Consider the following 21,186-nt stretch of genomic DNA (forward strand, 5'->3'; position numbering starts at 1 on the left):
GGGTGGCCCCGGGGCGTACGCCCGTGGGAGGGTCCGCCGGGAGGCCCCGGCTGGCTAGCATCGCGGCGTGAACACGATCCCTGACCTGCCGCTGCTCAAGCGGATACCGCCGCCGGTCCGGACCGCGCTGGTGTGGACCGTCGTGGTGCTCTACCCGGTCGTCCTGCTCTACGCGGTCGGCCGGGCGCGGACGGCCTCGGTGGAGTTCCTGACCGTGCCGGACCCGGTGCGGCCGTACCCCGCGCCCTACCTGCTGCCGCGGCAGGGCGGCCAGGGCGGTGCGGCGCTGAGCTACCCGCTGCTCGCCACCCTGCTGCCGGCCGTGCTGCTGCGTCGCCGGCCGCTGCTCGGGCTGTCGCTGATGACGGGCGGCGCCTTCCTCGCCGTGGTGTCGCTGCGGGCCTGGTCCTACACGCTGCCGCAGTGCGTGCTGCTGGCCGTTGCGGTCGGGCTGGTGACGCTGTCCGGCCGCGCCGCACCTCGATCGCCGCCGCCGTGCTGACCTGCGGCGGGCTGTGCTGCGCCGCCCCGATGTGGCTGCGCGGCGACCTGCTCGGCGCGCCGCCGGCCGCCCTCTTCCTGCTGCTGGTCGCCGTCGGCTGGCTGCTCGGCAACACCGTCCGCGAGCACCGGGCCCACACCGAGGCGCTGCGGGCCCGCACCACGATCGAGGCGATCACCGCCGAACGGCTGGAGATCGCCCGGGAGTTGCACGACCTGGTGGCGCACAGCATCGGCATCATCGCGATCCAGGCCGGGGTCGGCAGCCGGGTGATGGACACCCAGCCCGAGGAGGCCCGCAACGCGCTGCGCGCCATCGAGGCGACCAGCCGGGAGACGCTGGCCGGGCTGCGCCGCACCGTCGGCTCGCTGCGCCGGCCGGTCGACGGGACGGTCGGCGGGAGGGTCGGCGGAGCGGACGAGGTGCCGGCGGCGCCGTCGCCGCGCGGTCCCGCGCCCGGGCTGGCCGAGGTGGAGCGGCTGGTCACGGCCACCGCCGAGGCCGGGGTGCGGGTGGACGTGCGTTGGCTCGGCGAGCGGCGGCCGTTGGCGCCCGAGCTGGAGCTGTCGGCGTTCCGGATCGTCCAGGAGGCGGTCACCAACGTGGTGCGGCACGCCGGGGTGCAGCGCTGCCGGGTGGTGCTCGAGTACCGGGAGAGCGAGCTGACGGTGGAGGTCACCGACCGCGGCAGCGGCAGCGGGCACGGGCACGGCGGGAGTGGCGGTGGCGGCGGGGGCTTCGGTCTGATCGGGATGCGCGAGCGGGTGGCGCTGCTGGACGGCGAGTTCAGCGCCGGGCCGCGGGACGGCGGCGGGTTCCGGGTGGCGGCGCGGCTGCCGGTGGCCGTGGCGGCGACTGCGGTGGAGGCGGTCTGATGGTGCTACGCATCGTCCTGGTCGACGACCAGCCGCTGGTGCGGGCCGGCCTGCGGGTGCTGGCCGCCGACCACCCCGACCTCGCCGTGGTCGGCGAGGCGGGCAACGGCCGGGAGGCCGTCAGGCTGGCGGCCGAGCTGCAACCGGACGTGGTGGTGATGGACATCCGGATGCCCGAGCTGGACGGCATCGAGGCCACCCGCCTGATCACCGCCGCCCACCCGGCCGTCCGGGTCCTGGTGCTCACCACCTTCGACGAGGACGACCACGTCTACGCCGCGCTGCGCGCCGGGGCCAGCGGCTTCCTGGTCAAGGACATGGCCCTGGAGGACATCCTCGGCGGCATCCGGGTGGTCGCCGCCGGCGACGCGCTGATCGCCCCCGGCGTCACCCGCCGCCTGATCGCCGAGTTCGCCGGCCGCCCCGACCGCACCGCCCGTCCGGCCCCACCGGCCGCGCTGCCGCCCGCCGTCACCGAACGCGAGCGCGAGGTGCTGCTGCTGGTCGGCCGCGGCCGCTCCAACACCGAGATCGCCGCCGAGCTCTTCATCAGCGTCGCCACCGCCAAGGCCCACGTGGCCCGCCTGCTCAGCAAGCTGGGCGCGCGGGACCGGGTGCAACTGGTGATCACGGCGTACGAGTCCGGCCTGGTGGTGGCGGGCCGGCCTGGGGAGTGAGGGGCGGGGGAGCAGGGGGCGGGTACGGCACTGCCCCGGTCCGCGGGGAGGCCGCGGGCCGGGGCAGTGGGAGGAAGAGCCGGACCGGTCAGAGCGTGGTCGTGGTCAGCGTCCAGTTCTGGCTGCCGGTGGCGTTGCAGCCGTAGAGCTGCAACTGGTTGCCGTCGGTGGTGTCACCGTTCGGCAGGTCCACGCAGAGGTTGGTGCCGTTGAACACCAGGCTGCCGTTGGGCCCCGGGCTGAAGTGCTGGGGCGAGGTGCTGTTGCAGTCCCAGATCTGGAGCTTGGTGCCGGCGGTACCGGCACTCCCGTCCAGGCACTTGCCGAGGATGTGGACGGCGCCGTCCGCACCGAGGGACCACTTCTGGGCCTGCGAGCCGTTGCAGTCCCAGACCTGGACCTTGGTGCCGTCAGCGGTGGCGGCGTTGTTGTCGTCCATGCACTTGGCGCCGTTGCTGCTGGTCAGGCTGACCGTCTGCCGCGGCACGTCGTAGAGCGCGGCGACCTGCTGGTTGGTCAGCTCGAACGGGTAGGTCCGCAGGTCGGAGACCGAGCCGTTGAACTGGTCGACCAGCTTGGTGTAGTCGTTGTCGAAGTAGCAGCCGCCGATGGTCAGCGCCCGGTTGGCCGTCCACGGGGTGTTCAGCGCCGTCGAGCCGGCCAGGTAGCCGTTGAGGTAGAAGCTCAACGTGTGGGTGTCCGCGGAGTAGGTCACCGCGAGGTGCGACCAGGTGCCGATCGCACCGGTCCAGCCGGCGGCAGCGGCGGACGGCCAGCCTGCGTTCGGGTCGTCCGACGTGGTCCCGTAGACGCCCCAGCTGTGGCTGGCCGCGCGGTAGGTCAGGCTGACCGACGGGCGGCTGTCACCCTGCACGCAGATCGGGGCCTGGTCGGTGCCGGTGTCCTGGTTGATCCGGACCCAGGCCGAGATGCTGTAGCTCTTGCTGGTGTCCACCACCGGGCCGTTGGCCGCGACCGGGATCGGCCGGTTGAGCGTGGCGTCGTAGGTGTTGCTGGTCCACAACGGCTTGTTGGTGGTGTCGTATACCACCATGTTGCGGTCGTCCTGGACCCGCAGGTGGGTGGTGCCGAAGGTCTGGCTGGACCAGAGCGCGGTGTGGTTGGTGTCGTAGACGACGAAGTTGCCGTCGGACTGCAGGGTGGCCGTGGCGCCCGGGTGGTTGAAGGTGCCCGAGGCCCAGAGCGCGTGGTTCGGCTCGTCGTCCGGGTAGAGCACCAGGTTGCCGTCCGGCTGCATGACCAGCCGGCTGGTGGCCGAGTCGATCTCCTGACCGGAGGCGAGCGTGCCGGGGGCACTGAGGCCCGCGGTGTTGGCGTCGGGGGTGGTCGGGGTGCTCAGGGTGGCGCCGCCGGAGACGGTCACCGAGCCCTTCTCCGGGGTGTTGCCCGGGTGGTCGGAGCCGTAGGTGACGGTGCCGGTGCCGTTGGCGGTCAGCGGGTTCTTGCCGAGGGTGTCGGAGCCGTCGGTCTGGATCACCGGGTTGCCGCTGGCGTCGAGGACGACGTTGCCCTTGTTGTCGACCTTGGTGATGCCGAACGGCCACTGCTCGGGGGAACCGCTGATCGAGCCGGCGTGGTACTCGGTGGTGCTCCAGTTGTAGCCGGTGGGAGCGCCGTTGGTGATGATCGGCGTGCCGAACCAGGTGGTCAGGTTGGACTGGGTGGGGTTGTTCTTGTCGACGTCCCACAGCCCGCTGGAACCGCTGCCGTTGAGGTCGCCGTCCGACTCCAGGGCGGCCACGTTGTACTTGGTCGGGTCGACCCAGCCGAGGGCGATCGGGCTGCTGATGCCGGTGACCGCGGGGTACAGACCGGTCGGGTTGCCCGACTGGTCGAGGGTCGAGTCCTGGCCGACGGTGAGGGTGTAGCCGGAGATGTTCCCGTTGGCGTCGACCGCCCAGAAGCCGGGGTGGCCCTGGTTGGCCCAGTCGCCGGGCGACATCAGGTGCAGGCCCTGCCAACCGGAGGCGGCGAGCTGGATCGGCGGGTCGAGGGCGTTGCTGCCGGCGCCGGGGTAGAACCACAGGCCGGTGTTGCCGTCACCGTCGACCTCGGTGGTGAGCAGGCCGGTCGGGTTGAGCGGCGTCTGCCAGCCCTTCGGGGTACCGATGGTGATGTCACCGGTGGCGGCGATCTGCTGGGTGGTGGACCAGTCGCCCGCGTGGTAGGTCGCGCAGTTCTTGGTGACCACCGTCACCTGGCAGTTCGGCTTGGGCAGCGCGACCATCGGACCGAGCTGTCCGGAGATCCCGGTGGCGGTGCTGGCGTTCGGGTACAGGTAGAGGTTCTTGTCCCCGTCCAGGTGCGCCAGCACGTCGTCCACGTTCAGGCCCTTGCGCAGGCTGCCGCGGTGGGTGAGCTGGTGCACGTCGGCCCAGCTGACACCGTCCGGGCTCTGCTGCGGGGCGGCCGCGACCGAGACGGCCGGGCCGGTGGCGAGCTGGTTGCCCGGAACGTTGTAGGAGCGCAGGCTGCCGTCGGGCCCTGCGGTCACCATGTCGGGGGCGCCGTCACCGGTGATGTCGCCGAGCATCGGCGGCGGACCGGCCGGGTTCCACGGCACGTAGAACGGGTACTGGGCGATCGGCGAGATGTTGCCGGCGTTGTCGCGGGCCTGGATGTACTCGACGTTGGTGCCCCAGTGGCCGGGCGTGATCGGCAGCTTGTAGCCGTTGGGGCCCAGCGCCGGCAGGTTGCCGGCGCACTGCCACTGGGAGCCCTTGAGGTTCGGGTCCAGCCCCCACTGCAGGCAGGCGATGCCGGAGGAGTTCAGGCCGGGGCCCGGTGCCGGGTCGGTGGCGGCGGCCACGATGTAGCCGGACTGGCCGACGTGCAGCTGGGTGGTCTGGCCGTCGCCCGAGGGCGGGAACTCGCTGTACTGGTCCTCGACCGTGGACGGCAGGTTCACCACGGGCGGGGTCTCGTCGACCGCGAAGGTGCAGGTCGGGCCGAAGGCGGACCAGCCCATGCCGGAGACGCCGTCGAGGGTCTGGAAGTGGTAGCCGTAGACGTGGCCGTCCTTGATGTAGCCACCCGGGACGGTGTACGTGGCGCGGCCGTTCTGGCCGGTCTGCGGGGTCTCGGTGTTGCCGGGCGGGGCCGCGCCGTTGGCGCTGTAGTCCCACATCAGGATGTTGGCCTGGAGCTGGTTCTGCTGGCTGGCGGGGCTGGAGACCACGGTGCTGATGGTGACCGCGCCGTTCGCGTCGGTGCCGGCGCCGAGCCAGCCCCAGGTGCCCCAACCGGTGCCGCAGGCCTGGGTGTTGCCACCAGTGACCGAGGTCGGGATCGGGTTGACCTGCGGGTCAGTCGGCGCGTTCGGGACGCGGTCGTAGGAGACCGTGATGCTGGCGCCGTAGTCGAAGCGCTTGAGACCGTTGGGGTTACCCTCGTCGCCGCGCAGGCCGACGGTCACCATGTTGTTGCTCGACAAGCCGGAGAGCAGCGAACCGCTGATCGGGAACTGCTCGTCGATGTCGTCGTGGCAGCCGGTGTGGCCGTCACCCGCGACCGGGATGGTGCTGGTCGCGCCGCCGAACGGCTGGGGCTGGTTGTCCCAGTTGGTGCCCGGGCCGATCGCGCCGTTCACCCAGTACAGGCTGACGTTGTAGTTGGTGGTGCAGGACCAGTCGGCCGACAGGTACTCCCAGGCGTCCAGGTGGGCCGAGCTGATCACGGTGCCCGCGAGCGCGCTGGTGTCGAACTGGTAGAACGTGCGGTAGATGCTGTTGCCGGAGCACGCACCGCCGTTCGGGTAGTAGGTGCCGCACAGGCCGACGCCCAGGTGGTCGCTGTCGTTCGGGCCGTTGACGTTGTAGTTGCCGGCCGTGTGGTACAGCGACTGGACCGAGGCGTCACCGTTGCTGCCGCCCGACCAGGGGATCCAGGTGGGGTCGATGTAGAACGGCGCCTTGCCGGTCTGCAGCAGGTTCTGGTCCGGCGTCAGGTCGATGCCCGCGCTGGTGCTGCTGACCGCCATGGTGGAGATCTTGGCCGTCTGGCCGGGGCCGTCGGCCGAGCTCTGGTCCTGGTCCTGGGCCTTGGGCGCAGCCGACGGGGCGGTGGCCGGCGGGCTGGACGGCGTGGTGCTCGGCTGGGCGGCGGCCGGAGCGTCGGCGGCGGCCGCGCTGCCGGCCGCGCTCTTCGCGAGACGGCTCTGCGGAGCGGCGGGCGAGCCCGGGGCGGCCGAGCTGTCCCACATGGTGGGGGCCGGGGCGCTCCAGCGGGGCTTGCCGTCGGCGGCGGCTGCGCTGAGCGTGTGGTCCGCAGCCGTGCTGACCGTGACGCCGTCGGTGGTGGTGTCGAAGTGCAGCGTCTTGAGGGCCGGGTTGGCCGCGGCGGCCGCGGTCTTCAGCACCAGGACGGTGCTGACGCTGCCGCTCTTGCCGACGGTGACCTTGAGGTCGGTGTCGGAGCCGAGCACGCCGGGGTAGGTGAGGCTGTCGCCGTCGACCTGCGGGGCGGGCAGCGCGAAGGGCGCCGTGAGCGCGAGCGTCTTGCCGTCCTTGCTGGTCATGGTCGCCAGCGGCCCCCCGCCGCCGCTGGAGAGCACCACGCCCGAGGGGGTGTCGGCGGGGGCGAAGCCGCCGCCGGCCTTCGGCTTGAGGGTCGGGTCCAAGGCCTGCCACTGGTTGCCGACCTTCATCCGCTGCTGGTCGGGGTGGCTGGTCAGCTGGTAGTGGCCCTGCGGGGTGGCGACGGTCTCGGTGAACTCGGTGGTGAGCCGGTCGATCGGGACGTTCTTGCCGGTCTTCTTTGCCTGGGCGAACGCGGCGGCGTCCTGGCCCTGCGGGACCGGGTCCTTGGCGTGCTTGGCGTTGAGCGCGTCGAAGGTCGACTGGGAGAGGCCGCTGACCGCCCCGGTGGCGTTGGCCGAGCCGGCGGCGGAGGCCAGCCCGGTCTGGGCGACCAGGGTCGCCGACGCGAGCGCGAGCACGGTGCTCGCGACGGCGAGGCGACGGGGTATCAGGCCCGTTCTGTGAGGGCGGCGTGATGACGGTGGGTGAGGCACGGGCGTCCTTGTATGACGGGTTCATGTGGTGGTTTCGCGCGCGAGGCGCGCGTGTGCGGCGCCACGCTGCGGTATTGACTCGTGCCAGGGCAAACGAGAATGCCCGATTTGATCGGTGATGATGGCGATCCTCCTGGGCGTGAGATGAATCACCTTATGGTTTTCTTAAGCGACCCCTTCTCCAAGATCACTCGAGGCGCTACCGTCCCCCCGCCCAACTGTGAGAGTCGACATACAAACATGGTGACGTCGTGTCACCGAGGGGGGTCTGGTGTCACTACCCGCTGTCCGCGACAGATCCGGCGGATTCAGGCGGTCCATACGTTCACGTCTCGCGACGGTCAGCGCGCTCGCGGTGGTCACCGCGATGCTGTCGGTGCCCACCGTCGCGGCTGCCGCGTCGCACCAGACCGGCAAGCTCTGGACGCCGCCGAACACGCCGCTGCCCACCACCAAGTCGGTGCCGGGCAAGAGCGCTCCGGCCCTCGCGGCCGCCAAGCCGAGCTTCCCGGCCGGCCAGGTCTGGACCCCGCCGGCGGCCATCGGCACCAAGGCCAAGCCGGGGCAGGCCAGCCTGACGCTGGCGCCTCCCGCCGGCGCGAGCACTCCGGGGGCCGCCGCGCCGCGCGCGAACGTGCTGGCCGCTGTGCCGGCGCCGGCCGCGGGATCGGACGTGCAGGCCGGCTCGCTGCCGGTCTGGCTGGCGCCGGCCGCACCCGGGGACGGCGCCGCGGGGGCGCAGTCGCCGGTGGCCAAGGCACCGGGCGGTGCTGCGCCGCAGCTTCGGTCAGAGGCCGCCCCGACCACGCCTGCTGCTCCGGCGGCGAGCGGCTCGGTGCAGGTGACGCTGGCCGACCAGGCCACCGCCGCGGCCGCCGGTGCACCCACCGGCGTGATCGCGCTCTCCGGTGACGGCGCCAAGCCCGGCTCGCAGCTGCGGGTTGGGGTCGGCCTGGACCAGCTGGGCTCCTACGGCGGTGACTTCGCGCAGCGTGCGAGCCTGGTCTCGCTGCCCGCGTGTTCGCTGACCACGCCCCAGGTGCCGGGCTGCCTGACCCGGACCGCGCTCCCCTCGCACTACGACGCGAAGACCAAGCGACTGGTTGCGGACCTGACGGTGCCGGCGGCTCCCGCCGCGGCCGCTCCCGCTCCGTCGGGTGGAGTGCACCCGCAGGCGCTGGCGGCGGCTCCGGCCACCGCACAGGGTGCGCCGGCGGTGGTCGGCGTGGTGTCGGGCAGCAGCAGCGGCGCCGGGACCTACACGGCGACCTCGCTGAACCCGAGTACCGCCTGGACCGCTGGCGGGTCGTCGGGTGCGTTTACGTACAGCTACCCGGTGGCGGTTCCGCCCACCCTGGGTGGTACTGCTCCGTCGCTCGGACTGTCCTACGACTCGTCCTCAGTGGACGGAAGGACATCCTCGACCAACTCCCAGGCCTCCTGGGTGGGCGGCGATGGCTGGGATCTCAACTCCGGTTTTGTGGAGCGTCAGTACACGCCCTGCTTCCAGGACGGGATCACCGGCGCGGGTGACGAGTGCTGGGGTGGTGCGAACCTGACCCTGTCGTTGGCTGGCCACTCCGGTGAGCTGGTCCCGGACGACGCGAGCTGCGCCTCGAACCAGGCCGCGACGCAGGAGCAGTCGGCTTGCGCCTGGCACCTGAAGGGCGACGACGGCACGAAGATCGAGTTCCTGACCGGTGCCACCAACGGCACCTGGAACGGCTCGTACATCAAGGTGACCGATACCTCGGGCACGGTCTACTACTTCGGTCTGAACCACCTCCCGGGTGCGGACGGCAAGCCCACCACGCTCGGCGCGGACACGCAGTCGGCGTGGACGGTGCCGGTGTACTCGCCGAAGGCGGGCGACCCCTGCTACAACTCCACTGCCTCGCAGGCTTGGTGCCAGATGGCTTGGCGCTGGAACCTGGACGCGGTGGTGGACGTCCACGGCAACCTGACGACCTACCACTACAACGCCGAGACGAACAACTACTCGCGCGGCGCCGGCCAGAACCAGGGCAGCGGAACGGACACCGCGTACACCCGTGCGGGCGTGCTCTCCGAGATCGACTACGGTCAGCTGCTCTCGGACCAGCTCGGCGCCAACGGCGGTTACCAGAGCGCGGCCAAGGTCGTCTTCACCTCCGGCGAGCGCTGCGTCACCTCCACGGCGGCGTGCGATCCGAGTCAGCGGACCCAGGCGAACGCGGCCAACTGGCCGGACGTTCCCCTGGACCAGCAGTGCGACCAGAACAGCTGCAGCAATGCCTCGCCGTCGTTCTGGACCTCCAAGTGGCTGAACACGATCGCCACCCAGGTGCGCAGCAACGGCTCGTTCCGCACGGTGGACAGCTACCAGCTCAACCACGTCTTCGTGCAGGCGCAGAACAGCTCGGAGAACACACAGATCCCGTGGTTGACCTCGGTCCAGCACACTGCGCAGGACAATCAGAACGGCCAGTCCCCGGTCACGCTGCCCCCGGTCTCCTTCACCTGGGAGTTGTTGGCCAACAGGGTGGACGGCCTGAGTCCGGCCCGCCCTGACTACAACCGTCCCCGCCTAACCATCGTCACCACCGAGGCCGGCGGCACGATCAGCGCGGACTACCAGGTTCCGATCACCACGGGCACGGTGCCGACCGGCGATCAGCCGTGGTGCTCCCGGGTGGTCAACCAGATGCCGGCCACGGCCGACACGGACACCCGCAACTGCTTCAACGTCAAGTGGTACCCGCCGAACTCGACCGTCGACACCACGCCGACGGACGACTGGTTCCAGCGCTACCCGGTCAGCACCGTCACCGTGGACCCCAAGCTCGCCGCTGGCGACAAGCCTCAGGTGACCACCTACACCTACGGGCCCGCGGCCTGGCACCACAACGACGCCACGCTGGTGGATCCCAAGTCCCGTACCTGGGATCAGTTCCGTGGCTATGCCTGGGTGACCACGGTGTCCGGGAGCCCCAATGACTCCACCCCGAGTCAGAGCACGACGTACTACTACCAGGGCATGAACGGCGACCTGACAGCCACCGGCACACGCACTGCCACGGTCGCGGGTCTGAACAGTGGTCAGGTCATATCCGGTGTGAGCGATGATGACTGGTTCGCCGGTCAGATCCTGGAAACCGACACGTACAGCGCTGCCGGCGGGCCGGTGTCCGCGTTCACCGTGCACACCGGCAGTGGTCCGGTGGTGACCGCGACCCATGTCCGGTCCGGTGGCCTGCCGAACTTGCTGGCGCGCTATGCCGCAACCAGCACCACAACCACCAGCAAGGCTCTGAAGGCCGACGGTAAGACCTGGCAGACCAGCTCCGAGGTGCTGACCACCGATCCGGCCAATGCGAACCGGGTCACCAGTTCGCTCAGCAGCGCGGATGGTACGGCCGATGTGTGTGTTCGTCCGACCTACGCGACGAGCGCGAACGCACAGCTGACGAAGCTGGTCGCACAGACTGTGGCGGTGTCCGGAGCAAACGCGTGCTCGGCCGTTCCGACCGCCGCCAACACTGTCTCGGGAAGTCGAAATCTCTTTGACGGGCAGGGCTTCGGCGGAGCCGGCAGCCAGGGTGAGATCACCAGCATCCAGGTGCTCGATCACTATGACAGCAGCGGCAACCCCCAGTTCAGCATGATCGGAACCAACGGTTACGACAGCTACGGGCGGGTCGTGGTCAGCACGGACACGACCAGTGTCGACAGCGCACACCCGGGGGGTGCCGCCACGACGACAGCCTTTGGATCCGCCAACCCCGGTGAACTCCCCGCAACAATCACCGTGACTGCTCCGGCGCCGGCGGGTGCGCCGGACGCAGCAAGCGGCCGTACGACCACGACGACGCTGGACATGGCTCGTACCCTGCCGTTGGTCGTCACCGACCCCAACGGGCAGACGGTGACGAAGAGCTACGACGCGATGGGGCGGCTGACCGCTGCCTGGCCCGCGGGCCGCACGACCGCGCAGAATGCCTCGGCGACGTTCAGCTACGCCGTCAACGGTACCGGCGGGGCCTCGACCGTCACCAGTAACACGTTGCAGAACGACGACCAGCACTACAGTACGTCGATCGCGATCATGGACGGCCTCGGGCGCACCATCCAGACGCAGGCGACGCCAGCCATCAGCGGTTACAACGGCCGGATGGTGTCGGACACGTTCTACGACTCGCAGGGCCACGTCTGGCGTTCGGACGCAGCCTTCTACAACGACGCTAGTGCGCCGAGCACGACGTGGTTCAACATGGATCCGTCCGTGGTGCCGAACTCCACCTACACCACCTTCGACGGTCTCGGGCGCCCGGTCCAGGCGGACTTCCGGGCCTATGGTGTGGTTCAGACCAATGCCAGCACCATGACCAAGTATCCGGGTGTGGACCGCACGGATGTCACCCCGCCCAGCGGCGGTACACCAACCAGCACAGTGCTGGACGCACGGGGCCGGGCCGCTCAGTTGTGGCAGTACCGCACGCCGACTGCTACCGGTAATCCCGGTGACGCAGATGTGACGACCTACACGAACACTGCGGCCGGGCTGCCGGCGACCCGTGTGGACGCGGCTGGCAACACCTGGTCGTACGGCTACGACCAGCGCAACCGCCAGATCACCGCATCGGACCCGGACACCGGAACCACCACGCAGTCCTACGACACCTCTGGCCACCTGGCCACCACAACGGACGCGCGCGGCCAGTCCCTCGCCTACAGCTATGACCTGCTGGGCCGCACGACCGGTGAGTTCAGCGGCACGTCCACCACGGACGCGACCAAGCAGCTGACCGCCTTCAGCTACGACACGGTGCCGGGTGGCAAGGGCGAGCCGGCCAGCTCCACCCGCTACGTCGGCGGCGCGAGCGGCTCTGCCTACACGTCGGCCGTCGTCTCATACGACGCCGCCTACCGGCCCACCAGCACCCAGGTCACCATTCCCGGCAGCGAGGTGGGTCAGACCACCCCGTTCACCTACTCCCAGCAGACCGGGTACAACCCCATCACCGGCGCCATGATCTGGCAGAACCGGCCTGCGGTCGGTGACGTTCCGTACGAGATGCTCGACTACAGCTACGACGCACGCGGTCTGATGGTCAGTTATGGCCAGCAGAACCAGAACATGTGGAGCTACGACGTCTCGAACGCGTACGACGCGTACGGCCGTCCCACCCGCACCACGGTCAACCCGTGGGGCACGCAGGTCGTGGTCACCAACTCCTACGACGAGCCGACGGGCCGCCAGGTCTACCAGTTCGTCGACGCACAGCCGAACCCGACGGGTGCGGTGCAGCAGACCAAGTACTCGTACAACGCGGCCGGTCAGGTCACCTCGATCACAGGGATCCCGAACAACACCCCGGCGTCGACCGACACGCAGTGCTTCACGTACGACTACCTCGGCCGGCTCACCACCGCGTGGTCGGACACCGGCAGCGTCACCATGGCCCCGCAGCCCAGCGTCGGCTCGATCGGCAGCTGCGCCAACAGCACGCCGACCAGCGGCGCCCAGGCGCCCAACCGCACCACGGTGGGTGGTCCGTCCGCCTACTGGCAGTCCTACGGCTACGACCTGACCGGCAACCGCACGCAACTGGTGCAGCACGACGCCGGTGGTGACACCACCAAGGACGTGACCACCAACCAGTCCTTCAACACGGGGAAGACCAACAGCGGCGACGGCAACGGCGGTCCGCACGCGCTGACCTACGTGCAGAACGTCGTCAACGGCACGGCCAACCCGCAGTCAGGCAGTGACCAGTACGACGCGGCCGGCAACACCACGAAGATCATCAAGCCGGGCGGCACCCGCAACCTGTTCGGCGGCTGGACCCTGGCCTCCGGCCAGAGCATCACCTCCAACAGCGTCCGGCTGTCCATGCAGGCCGACGGCAACCTGGTGCTGATGTCGCTGCGCACCGGAGCGGTGGTGTGGAACACGGGGACGTACAACCACCCGGGTGCCTACGCGACCATGCAGACGGACGGCAACTTCGTCGTCTACGACAGCGGCAACCACCCGCTGTGGGCGTCGGGCACCTACCCGAACGCCGGCGCCTACCTGTCCCTGCAGGACGACGGCAACCTGGTCGTCTACAAGTCCGCCCAGGCCCTGAGCCAGAACCCGATCTGGAGCAGCAGCACCTGGAACGGCACCGATAGCGCCACCGCTTACGGCAACGCCACCACCTTCACCTGGGACGCGGAGGGCAAGCTGGCCTCTGAGACCCAGGGCGGCCAGACCACCAGCTACGTCTACGACGCGAGCGGAAACCTGCTGATCCGGCGCAGCCCCGGCAGTAACACGGTGATCCTCGGGGGCGGCAGCGACGAGCTCACCTACAACACCACGACCAAGGCGGCTCCGACCGGCACCCGGTACTACCCGATGCCCGGCGGTGTCACCCTGGTTCGCACGGCCAAAACCAACACCTACGAGATCGCCGATTCTCACGGCACCAACACCCTCTCCCTCGACGCGACCTCCCTGGCCCAGACCCGCAACCCCGTCGACCCCTTCGGCAACCCCCGTGCCACCAGCACCGCCACCAACAACTGGGCCGGCGACAAGGGTTTCGTCGGCGGCACCACCGACAGCACCACAGGATTCACCAACCTCGGCGCCCGCGAATACCAATCGGGCACCGGCCGATTCCTCAGCGCGGATCCGCTCCTCTCGGCAACCAACCCGCAGCAGTGGAACGGCTACGCCTACAGCGGCAACGACCCCGTCAACAGTTGCGATCCGACCGGTCGTATTGCTGTTGATGACAATGGTCGAGAGATCAACACGAATACTCTCCCCGGTGGCCCCAACTACACGGTCGGCATCAACTACGGGACCCCCCTGACGCAGAACGGAAACGTCATCTATGACGGCAACGGGGTTCCGCATGTTCTTGCTGATGAAGGGGACAGCACGTCGTCCAACAAGACGCTCGACTACCTGAACCACGACCTCCAGACTTCGGGAAATCTCTACGATCCGAAGACCGGGTCAGGGAGCAAGTACCTTTTCCAGGATGACTCGGACAAGTCGCGACTGGAGAACAAGCACGTGCTTCCCACGGGAGGGGCGGACGGAGGTCCAACGGTCGCCGGAACCACGGCCGACTACATCTGCGTCACCTGGTCCGACGGAAAGATTGTCAACGTCGAGACCGTGGACAACTTCACCTCGAACAGTGGAAAGTACAGCGAGATCGTCAATACGTCGATAAACAAGATGCGGATGGACGACGCGCAGGGCGCGAAGCAGCAGACGCAGAAGGTCGTCTTTACTGCGCAGAGCCAGGAACAGGCCGAGGCAGTGGCTGCACTCGTCAAGGACAATCCGAACATCCGAGTCGTCTATCTGGACACTGGCTTCGACAGTCGACCGGTCGCGTGTGTCCAAGCTGCCCAGGTCGGCCCGGACGGTCCGATCATCCCGCGCACCGCATCAGGCAAGGCCATTGGAAAGGACGATCCTCCGGGCTCCGATGATGCGCCGCGACGGCCGCCGACAGCCGGCGGGGACGAGGACATGGGAGGCCTCGGAGGCGGAAAGCTCCTGGGCGTTTTCGGAGTTGTCGGTGATCTCCTCTGGGCGAAGAGCTTCGTCGACGAGTGGGATGCGGGCTGCGGGCCTGACACGGGTTACTCGTGTCAGCCCCCACCGCCAGCGTGAGCCGGTCGGCCCGGGTGCAACAGGGCCCTGCGTCTGCGGTGACGCCATGAGTCAGTAACGAGGAGGGTATTGTCGGTCGGGCAGGTGAGCGCCTGCCAGACCGGCAGTACCCTCTGCTGTTCGCAAGTTGGTCGTGATGCAAGGAGCTGACGGTGAGCTGGGACATGGTGTTGGTTTCGGAGAGTGACTTGGGCGACTCCGAATACCATTTCAATGCCACGAGCATGGAGCCGGTGAAGAATGCGATGGCCGCCCTACGGATGACTGTTCCGGTGGCCGAACCGCGGTGGCCGCGCGCGACTGATTTCGGCCTGCGGGCACTGGATATTGCCCACCTTGACGAATCCGACCCCGACCTGCCGCAGGCGGTCCGTGAGTTCTTCGCGGCGGACAGCCGGGTCAGGGAGTGGTCGCCCGAGTCCCCAGCTGGAATTCCGTCGTACAAGATCGGAGGGACAAACGACAACTGGCTGGTGACGCCGGAAGAGGTCCGCCGTGCGCTTGCGGCCTACGACTCGGCAGATCAGCTCGCGCGGGAAGAAGCAGTGGGAGGCGTTCCGGGTTGGGAAGGCTGGATCAGCTTCTTGAGAACGGCCGCTGAGCACGGAGGTTTTCGCGTCGAGTAGGCCCTGGCGGCGCTGGTTCACGCCGCGAGGCCTCAGTCCCCGGCCCGCTTGCCTGTCCGGCCCCGTCCCTGGCACATCTCCGGGGGTGAGGCGCCGCCGCATGCTGGGTGGGTGCCAAACGCCACGAACCCGTCAGCCAAGCCGATGAGGCCCAGGGCCTCGGTCCTACACCCCAAGCCCCACCCCCGCCCCGCCCCCGGCCCCACGCCGGGGGCGGGGCGCGGCGCTACGGTTGGGCCCATGGGGAACACGCACCACCCGCCCGGGCAGGGCGGCACCGTTCGGTCGGCAGACCGCCGCTCCGCCGGGCACCACGAGCTCGACGATGGCTGTCTGGACGGGCTGGAGATCGTCAGCGAGGCCGTGCTGGCGATCAGCGGTCACCTCGAGGTGCGCGAGGTGCTCCGGCGCATCACCGCCTCCGCGCGCACCCTGCTCGGCGCCCGGTACGCCGCGCTCGGGGTGCCCGACGACCACGGCGGGTTCGCGCAGTTCGTGGTGGACGGGGTGACCGACGAGGAGTGGAAGGCGATCGGGCCGCTGCCGCGCCAGCACGGGGTGCTCGCGACCATGCTGCACAACGCCGAGCCGACCCGGTTGGGGGACGTCCGCAAGGCGGCCGCGTTCGGCGGCTGGCCGAGCGCGCACCCGGAGCTGACCGACTTCCTGGGCATGCCGATCATCGACGGGGACGAGATCCTCGGCGCGATCTTCCTGGCCAACAAGGCAGGAGGGTTCACCGACCACGACGAGCGGCTGCTGCGGATCCTGGCCGCGCACGCCTCGATCGCGCTGGCCAACGCCCGCCTCTACGAGCGCAGCCGCGAACTGACCCTGGCCGGCGAGCGCGCCCGGATCGCCCACGACCTGCACGACGCGGTCTCGCAGAAGCTGTTCAGCCTGCGGCTGACCGCCAAGGCCGCCGCCAAGCTGCTCGACCGCGACCCGGCCCGGGCCCGCGAGGAACTGGGCGAGGTCGCCCGGCTGGCCGGCGAGGCGGCCGACGAACTGCGCGCGGTGGTGGTCGAGCTGCGCCCCGCCGCGCTGGACGAGGACGGACTGGTGGCCACCCTGGCCTCGCAGGTCCAGGTGCTGGACCGGGCGCACACCGCGAGCGTGGAGTTCGCGTCGGACGGCGGGGTGCGCACCCTGCCGCCCGCCCAGGAGGCCGCGGTGCTGCGGATCGCCCAGGAGGCGCTGCACAACGCGCTGCGGCACGCGGGCGCCAAGCGGGTCGCGGTCAGCCTGCGCGGCACGCCGAGCCGCGGGGCGCTGCTCACCGTCACCGACGACGGGCGCGGCTTCGACCCGGGCGCCGTCCGGCAGGCCGGCCGGCACCTCGGGCTGGTGTCGATGCGGGACCGTGCGCAGAGCGTCGGCGGCCGGCTCGACCTGACCTCGGCCGTGGGCCGCGGCACCGTCATCGAACTGGAGGTCCCCGGTGCCTGATCAGAACCATCAGAACCAGCTGCCGGCCGAGCACCGCCCGACGGCCATCCGGGTCCTGCTGGTCGACGACCACCAGGTGGTCCGCCGCGGGCTGCGCACCTTCCTGGAGGTGCAGGACGACATCGAGGTGGTCGGCGAGGCCGCCGACGGTGCCGAAGGGGTGGCGAAGGCCCAGGACCTGGCACCGCACGTGGTCCTGATGGATCTGAAGATGCCCGGGGTGGACGGCCTGGAGGCGCTCAAGCAGCTCAAGGAGCACGGCAACCCGGCCCGCGTGCTGATCGTCACCAGCTTCACCGAGCACCGCACCGTGGTCCCGGCGCTGCGCGCGGGCGCGGCCGGCTACGTCTACAAGGACGTGGACCCGGAGGCGCTGGCCGGGGCGATCCGCTCGGTGCACGCGGGCCACGTGCTGCTCCAGCCCGAACTGGCCGGCGCGCTGCTGGCCGACGACACCCCGCGCGCGCCGCAGGGCCGCGGCGGGACGCTGACCGAGCGGGAGCGCGAGGTGCTCGGCCACATCGCCGACGGCCGGTCCAACCGGGAGATCGCCCGCAGCCTGGGGCTGTCCGAGAAGACGGTGAAGACGCACGTCTCCAACATCCTGATGAAGCTGGACCTGGCCGACCGGACCCAGGCCGCACTCTGGGCGGTGCGGCACGAGGAGGAGCTGCACGCGTAGCCGCCCCGTGCCGGGCGCAGGCTACTCCCGCTCGTCCACCAGCGCGTTGTAGGCCGCCACCTGGGCCCGCCGCGCGGTGCGCCGCAGCGGGGCGAGCACCGCGGACCGGGCGGCCATCTCGCCGGCGCTCACCGCCGCGCCGTGCCCGCCGGCCGCGATCGCCAGCAGCGCCGAGACCTGCCGCGCCGACTCCAGCACCCGCACCGCGCGCGGCGGGTAGCCGGGGGCCAGCAGCCTGCTGTGCCCGCGGCGCCGGTACTGCTCCAGCGCCCGCAGCGCCTCCGGTCCGGCCCCGGCCACGTCCAGCCGGGAGAGCAGCTCGGTGGCCTCGCGCAGCCCCTCGGCCAGCTCGCGCTCGGCCTCCTGCAGCGAGGGCACGTCGGCCGGCGGGGCCTCGCGCACCTCGTGGCAGCGCCACCGCACGGTGACCGCCTGGTCACCGGGCGGCCCGTACACCTCGATCTCCGGGACGAAGCCGATCGGCACCCCGACCGCGAGCACCGCCTCGCCCACCTCCATCGCCACCCCGTTGAAGGCGGCCGGGCCGGTCAGCCCGAGCGGGTGCCCGTCGGCGGGCAGGGCGAGCCGCAGCCCCTTCACCCCGAGCACCCGCAGCCGGCCCAGGGCCCAGCTCAGCGCGTGCTGCTCGCCGTCCGGGTCGCCGGGCAGCCCGACCACGCGGTGTCTCTCGTCACCCCCGACGACCTCCTCCACCACGTGGTCGGGCGGTGCGAAACCGGCCAGCAGCGAGTTGCCCCAGGCGGTCAGCCGGGCGGAGCGCGGTTCGGCGAACGGATCGGCGGGCGGAACGGGGGCAGGAGTCAGCGGCATCCCGCCAGCCTACGGACAACGCGGCCACCCGGGTGGCGTAGGTTTGGGCTGTGCCGCGCGCTGCCGTCCTCCCTGCCTGCCCACCAGGTGCAGGGAGTAGGCTGCGCGCCGGCACCGACTTGTCGACATAGTGGACCGCACCCCGAGGTCTCCTTCGCGCAGGACCCCGCTGCGCAGGGCCCCGGACGGCCGAAGAATCTGCAATGGGGAAGGCGTTGGGATGAGCGACGTGCTGGAGCTGGTTGACGTTTCCGTGGTCCGGGATGGCCGCGCACTGATCAGCCAGGTCTCCTGGTCCATCGCCGAGGGCGAACGCTGGGTGATCCTGGGCCCGAACGGGGCGGGCAAGACCACCCTGCTCCAGGTCGCCGCCAGCTACCTGCACCCCACCAGCGGCACCGTCGCGGTGCTCGGCGAGAAGCTCGGCTCGGTCGACGTCTTCGAGCTGCGCCAGCGGATCGGCCTGGCCGGCGCCTCGCTGCTGGACCGCATCCCGCGCGAGCAGACCGTGCTGCAGACGGTGCTCACCGCCGCCTACGGCATGACCGCCACCTGGCAGGAGACCTACGAGAGCGTCGACGAGTCGCGCGCCCTGCTGCTGCTCGACCGCCTCGGCATGCGCGGCTACGAGAACCGCAGCTTCGGCACCCTCTCCGAGGGCGAGCGCAAGCGCACCCTGATCGCCCGCGCCCTGATGATCGACCCCGAGCTGCTGCTGCTCGACGAGCCCGCCGCCGGCCTGGACCTCGGCGGCCGCGAGGACCTGGTGCGCCGCCTCGGCCAGCTCGCCAGCGACGAGCAGGCGCCGGCGATGGCGATCGTCACCCACCACGTCGAGGAGATCGCCCCCGGCTTCACCCACGTGCTGATGATCCGTCAGGGCAAGGTGCTGGCCGCCGGCCCGATCGACACCGAGCTGACCGCCCGCAACCTCTCGCTCTGCTTCGGCCTGCCGCTGACCCTGGAGCGCCACGGCGACCGCTGGTCGGCCCAGGGCCTGCCGCTCGGCTGAGCCCGCCCGCACCCCGCGACCGACCCGCACCGCGGGGGCCGCGCGCCGAGCGACGACGAACCCGTGCCCGTGGGGCGCCGCACCGAGGGGTGCGGCGCCCCACGGACGCGTGTCGGCAGGGGGGTTGAGCTGCGCCGATCGCCGCGGCCCCGGGACGGTGCCGCTGTCCGGTTTTGGCCCGTCCACCTGCGGGAACCCACCCTCAGGACTTCGATTCCTCCCTAGGATGGGCCTGTGGACAGCTGGTTGTGGTGGCTCCTGGTCGCCGTCGGTCTCGGCATACCGCTGGTGCTCACCGCCCTGCCGGAGTTCGGGCTGTTCGCGGTGGGGGCCGTCGGTGCCGCAGTGCTGGCCGGTCTCGGCGCCGGTGTGGTCTGGCAGTTCGTCACCTTCCTCTCGGTCTCGATCGCCATGTTGGTGGTGGTCCGCCCGATCGCCTACCGCAGGCTGGACCGCGGGCCACGGGTGCGGATGGGCATCGAGGCGCTGCAGGGGGCCCGCGCGACCGTGCAGGAGCGGGTCGATCAGCACGGCGGACGGATCAAGCTGAACGGCGAGATCTGGTCGGCCCGGGCACTGCACCCGGACCGGGTCTTCGAGCCGGGCCAGCAGGTGGATGTCGTCGAAATCCAGGGCGCGACGGCCCTGGTCGACTAGCCGGCCGTCCCGGTGGCAAGTCGTCCGAGTTATGCAGGTTGTCCAGGGGAGACACTGTGGAACCCATCATCATCGTGCTGGTCGTTCTGGTTGTGGTGGCGTTCTTCGCGCTGATCCGGACGATCCAGGTGATCCCGCAGGCGAGTGCGGCGATCGTGGAGCGGTTCGGCCGCTACACCCGGACGCTCAACGCCGGCCTGAACATCGTGGTCCCGTTCATCGACACCATCCGCAACCGGGTCGACCTGCGCGAGCAGGTCGTGCCGTTCCCGCCGCAGCCGGTGATCACCCAGGACAACCTGGTGGTGAACATCGACACCGTCATCTACTACCAGGTGACCGACGCCCGGGCGGCGACCTACGAGGTGGCCAGCTTCATCCAGGCGATCGAGCAGCTCACCGTCACCACGCTGCGCAACATCATCGGTTCGATGGACCTGGAGTCCACCCTGACCTCGCGCGAGGTGATCAACGCCGGACTGCGCGGGGTGCTGGACGAGGCCACCGGCAAGTGGGGCATCCGGGTCAACCGGGTCGAGCTCAAGGCGATCGAGCCGCCGACCTCGATCCAGGACTCGATGGAGAAGCAGATGCGCGCCGAGCGGGACAAGCGCGCGGCGGTGCTCACCGCCGAGGGCCAGCGGCAGGCGGCGATCCTGCGGGCCGAGGGTGAGAAGCAGGCCGCGGTGCTGAGCGCCGAGGGTGAGGCGCAGGCCGCGGTGCTCAAGGCCGACGGTGAGGCGGCCGCGATCCGCACCGTCTTCGAGGCGATCCACGACGGCGACGCCGACCAGAAGCTGCTCGCCTACCAGTACCTGCAGACCCTGCCGCAGCTGGCCCAGGGCGACGCCAACAAGCTCTGGATCATCCCGAGCGAGGTCGGCGACGCGCTCAAGGGCCTGGGCGGCGCGTTCGGCGGGCTGAACGGCGGCGGGCAGGGCGCCGGCCCCGGCACCGCGCCCGGCACCAGCGGCCCGAGCCTGGCCAAGCAGCCGGCGGACGGCGGCGGCCGCCCGGTCGGCGCGGCCGGCGGACCGCGCCCGGTGGGCACCGACGACGCCGGTGCGGCCCGGCCGCGGGTCAACCCGACCCGTGAGTACCCGCAGCTCGACCCGGAGTAGGCCGCACCCGGCTCCGCAACGCCGAGCGCCGCGTCCCGTGAGGGGTGCGGCGCTCGGCG

The 21,186-nt window shown here is 70.6% G+C and carries 12 protein-coding genes; 10 read left to right on the top strand and 2 right to left on the bottom strand.

Going from position 1 to position 21,186, the window contains the following annotated elements:
- The first annotated feature begins 67 nt into the window (after positions 1-67).
- Genes ACQRUO_RS07355 through ACQRUO_RS07365 form a run of 3 tightly spaced genes read left to right on the top strand, consistent with a single transcriptional unit; the run spans position 68 to position 2,054 of the window.
- A complete protein-coding gene (locus tag ACQRUO_RS07355; RefSeq protein WP_428314930.1) occupies positions 68-502 on the top strand; it encodes a hypothetical protein in 435 nt (144 codons plus the stop codon).
- Positions 496-1,377: a sensor histidine kinase gene (locus tag ACQRUO_RS07360; protein ID WP_428314931.1), complete on the top strand. Its 882-nt coding sequence runs from the start codon at positions 496-498 to the stop codon at positions 1,375-1,377. Before ACQRUO_RS07355 ends, ACQRUO_RS07360 begins: the two co-directional genes overlap by 7 nt.
- Positions 1,377-2,054 carry a response regulator gene (locus tag ACQRUO_RS07365; RefSeq protein ID WP_428314932.1) on the top strand — a complete coding sequence of 226 codons (678 nt, stop codon included), beginning with the start codon at positions 1,377-1,379 and terminating at the stop codon, positions 2,052-2,054. The genes ACQRUO_RS07360 and ACQRUO_RS07365 overlap by 1 nt, the downstream gene beginning before the upstream one ends.
- A gap of 88 nt (positions 2,055-2,142) precedes the next feature.
- Here ACQRUO_RS07365 and ACQRUO_RS07370 read toward each other — a convergent pair whose 3' ends face one another.
- Positions 2,143-7,011, bottom strand: coding sequence for a ricin-type beta-trefoil lectin domain protein (locus ACQRUO_RS07370; RefSeq protein ID WP_428314933.1), 4,869 nt, complete (start codon positions 7,009-7,011; stop codon positions 2,143-2,145).
- A 430-nt stretch (positions 7,012-7,441) separates the two neighbouring features.
- On the opposite strand from ACQRUO_RS07370, the gene ACQRUO_RS07375 reads away from it, so the two are divergent.
- The 4 genes from ACQRUO_RS07375 (at position 7,442) to ACQRUO_RS07390 (ending at position 17,506) form a co-directional block, all read left to right on the top strand.
- Positions 7,442-14,749, top strand: coding sequence for an RHS repeat-associated core domain-containing protein (locus ACQRUO_RS07375; RefSeq protein WP_428314934.1), 7,308 nt, complete (start codon positions 7,442-7,444; stop codon positions 14,747-14,749).
- Positions 14,750-14,901: 152 nt separating this feature from the next.
- Positions 14,902-15,375 carry a hypothetical protein gene (locus ACQRUO_RS07380; protein WP_428314935.1) on the top strand — a complete coding sequence of 158 codons (474 nt, stop codon included), beginning with the start codon at positions 14,902-14,904 and terminating at the stop codon, positions 15,373-15,375.
- A gap of 240 nt (positions 15,376-15,615) precedes the next feature.
- Positions 15,616-16,824, top strand: coding sequence for a GAF domain-containing sensor histidine kinase (locus tag ACQRUO_RS07385; protein WP_428314936.1), 1,209 nt, complete (start codon positions 15,616-15,618; stop codon positions 16,822-16,824).
- Entirely contained in the window at positions 16,817-17,506 is a 690-nt protein-coding gene (locus tag ACQRUO_RS07390) for a response regulator (RefSeq protein ID WP_428314937.1), read from the top strand. The genes ACQRUO_RS07385 and ACQRUO_RS07390 overlap by 8 nt, the downstream gene beginning before the upstream one ends.
- A gap of 21 nt (positions 17,507-17,527) precedes the next feature.
- On the opposite strand, the gene ACQRUO_RS07395 is transcribed toward ACQRUO_RS07390, so the two are convergent.
- The gene (locus ACQRUO_RS07395; RefSeq protein WP_428314938.1) at positions 17,528-18,337 is read right to left on the bottom strand and encodes a hypothetical protein; all 810 of its coding nucleotides are present in this window, start codon (positions 18,335-18,337) and stop codon (positions 17,528-17,530) included.
- 220 nt (positions 18,338-18,557) lie between these two features.
- On the opposite strand from ACQRUO_RS07395, the gene ACQRUO_RS07400 reads away from it, so the two are divergent.
- The 3 genes from ACQRUO_RS07400 (at position 18,558) to ACQRUO_RS07410 (ending at position 21,127) form a co-directional block, all read left to right on the top strand.
- Entirely contained in the window at positions 18,558-19,349 is a 792-nt protein-coding gene (locus ACQRUO_RS07400; protein ID WP_428314939.1) for an ABC transporter ATP-binding protein, read from the top strand.
- A 234-nt stretch (positions 19,350-19,583) separates the two neighbouring features.
- Positions 19,584-20,006, top strand: coding sequence for an NfeD family protein (locus ACQRUO_RS07405; RefSeq protein WP_428314940.1), 423 nt, complete (start codon positions 19,584-19,586; stop codon positions 20,004-20,006).
- A gap of 56 nt (positions 20,007-20,062) precedes the next feature.
- Complete coding sequence (locus ACQRUO_RS07410; protein WP_428314941.1) at positions 20,063-21,127, top strand: SPFH domain-containing protein; 1,065 nt, start codon at positions 20,063-20,065, stop codon at positions 21,125-21,127.
- Positions 21,128-21,186: the final 59 nt, after the last annotated feature.

It is taken from the genome of Kitasatospora sp. LaBMicrA B282 (assembly GCF_050325825.1).
In the GTDB taxonomy this organism is placed as follows: Bacteria; Actinomycetota; Actinomycetes; order Streptomycetales; family Streptomycetaceae; genus Kitasatospora.

Bases quoted from the DNA above. Each gene is read 5' to 3' on its own strand.
- ACQRUO_RS07365 (WP_428314932.1), top strand. From the start codon at position 1,377: ATGGTGCTACGCATCGTCCTGGTCGACGACCAGCCGCTGGTGCGGGCC.
- ACQRUO_RS07395 (WP_428314938.1), bottom strand. From the start codon at position 18,337: ATGCCGCTGACTCCTGCCCCCGTTCCGCCCGCCGATCCGTTCGCCGAA.
- ACQRUO_RS07385 (WP_428314936.1), top strand. From the start codon at position 15,616: ATGGGGAACACGCACCACCCGCCCGGGCAGGGCGGCACCGTTCGGTCG.
- ACQRUO_RS07400 (WP_428314939.1), top strand. From the start codon at position 18,558: ATGAGCGACGTGCTGGAGCTGGTTGACGTTTCCGTGGTCCGGGATGGC.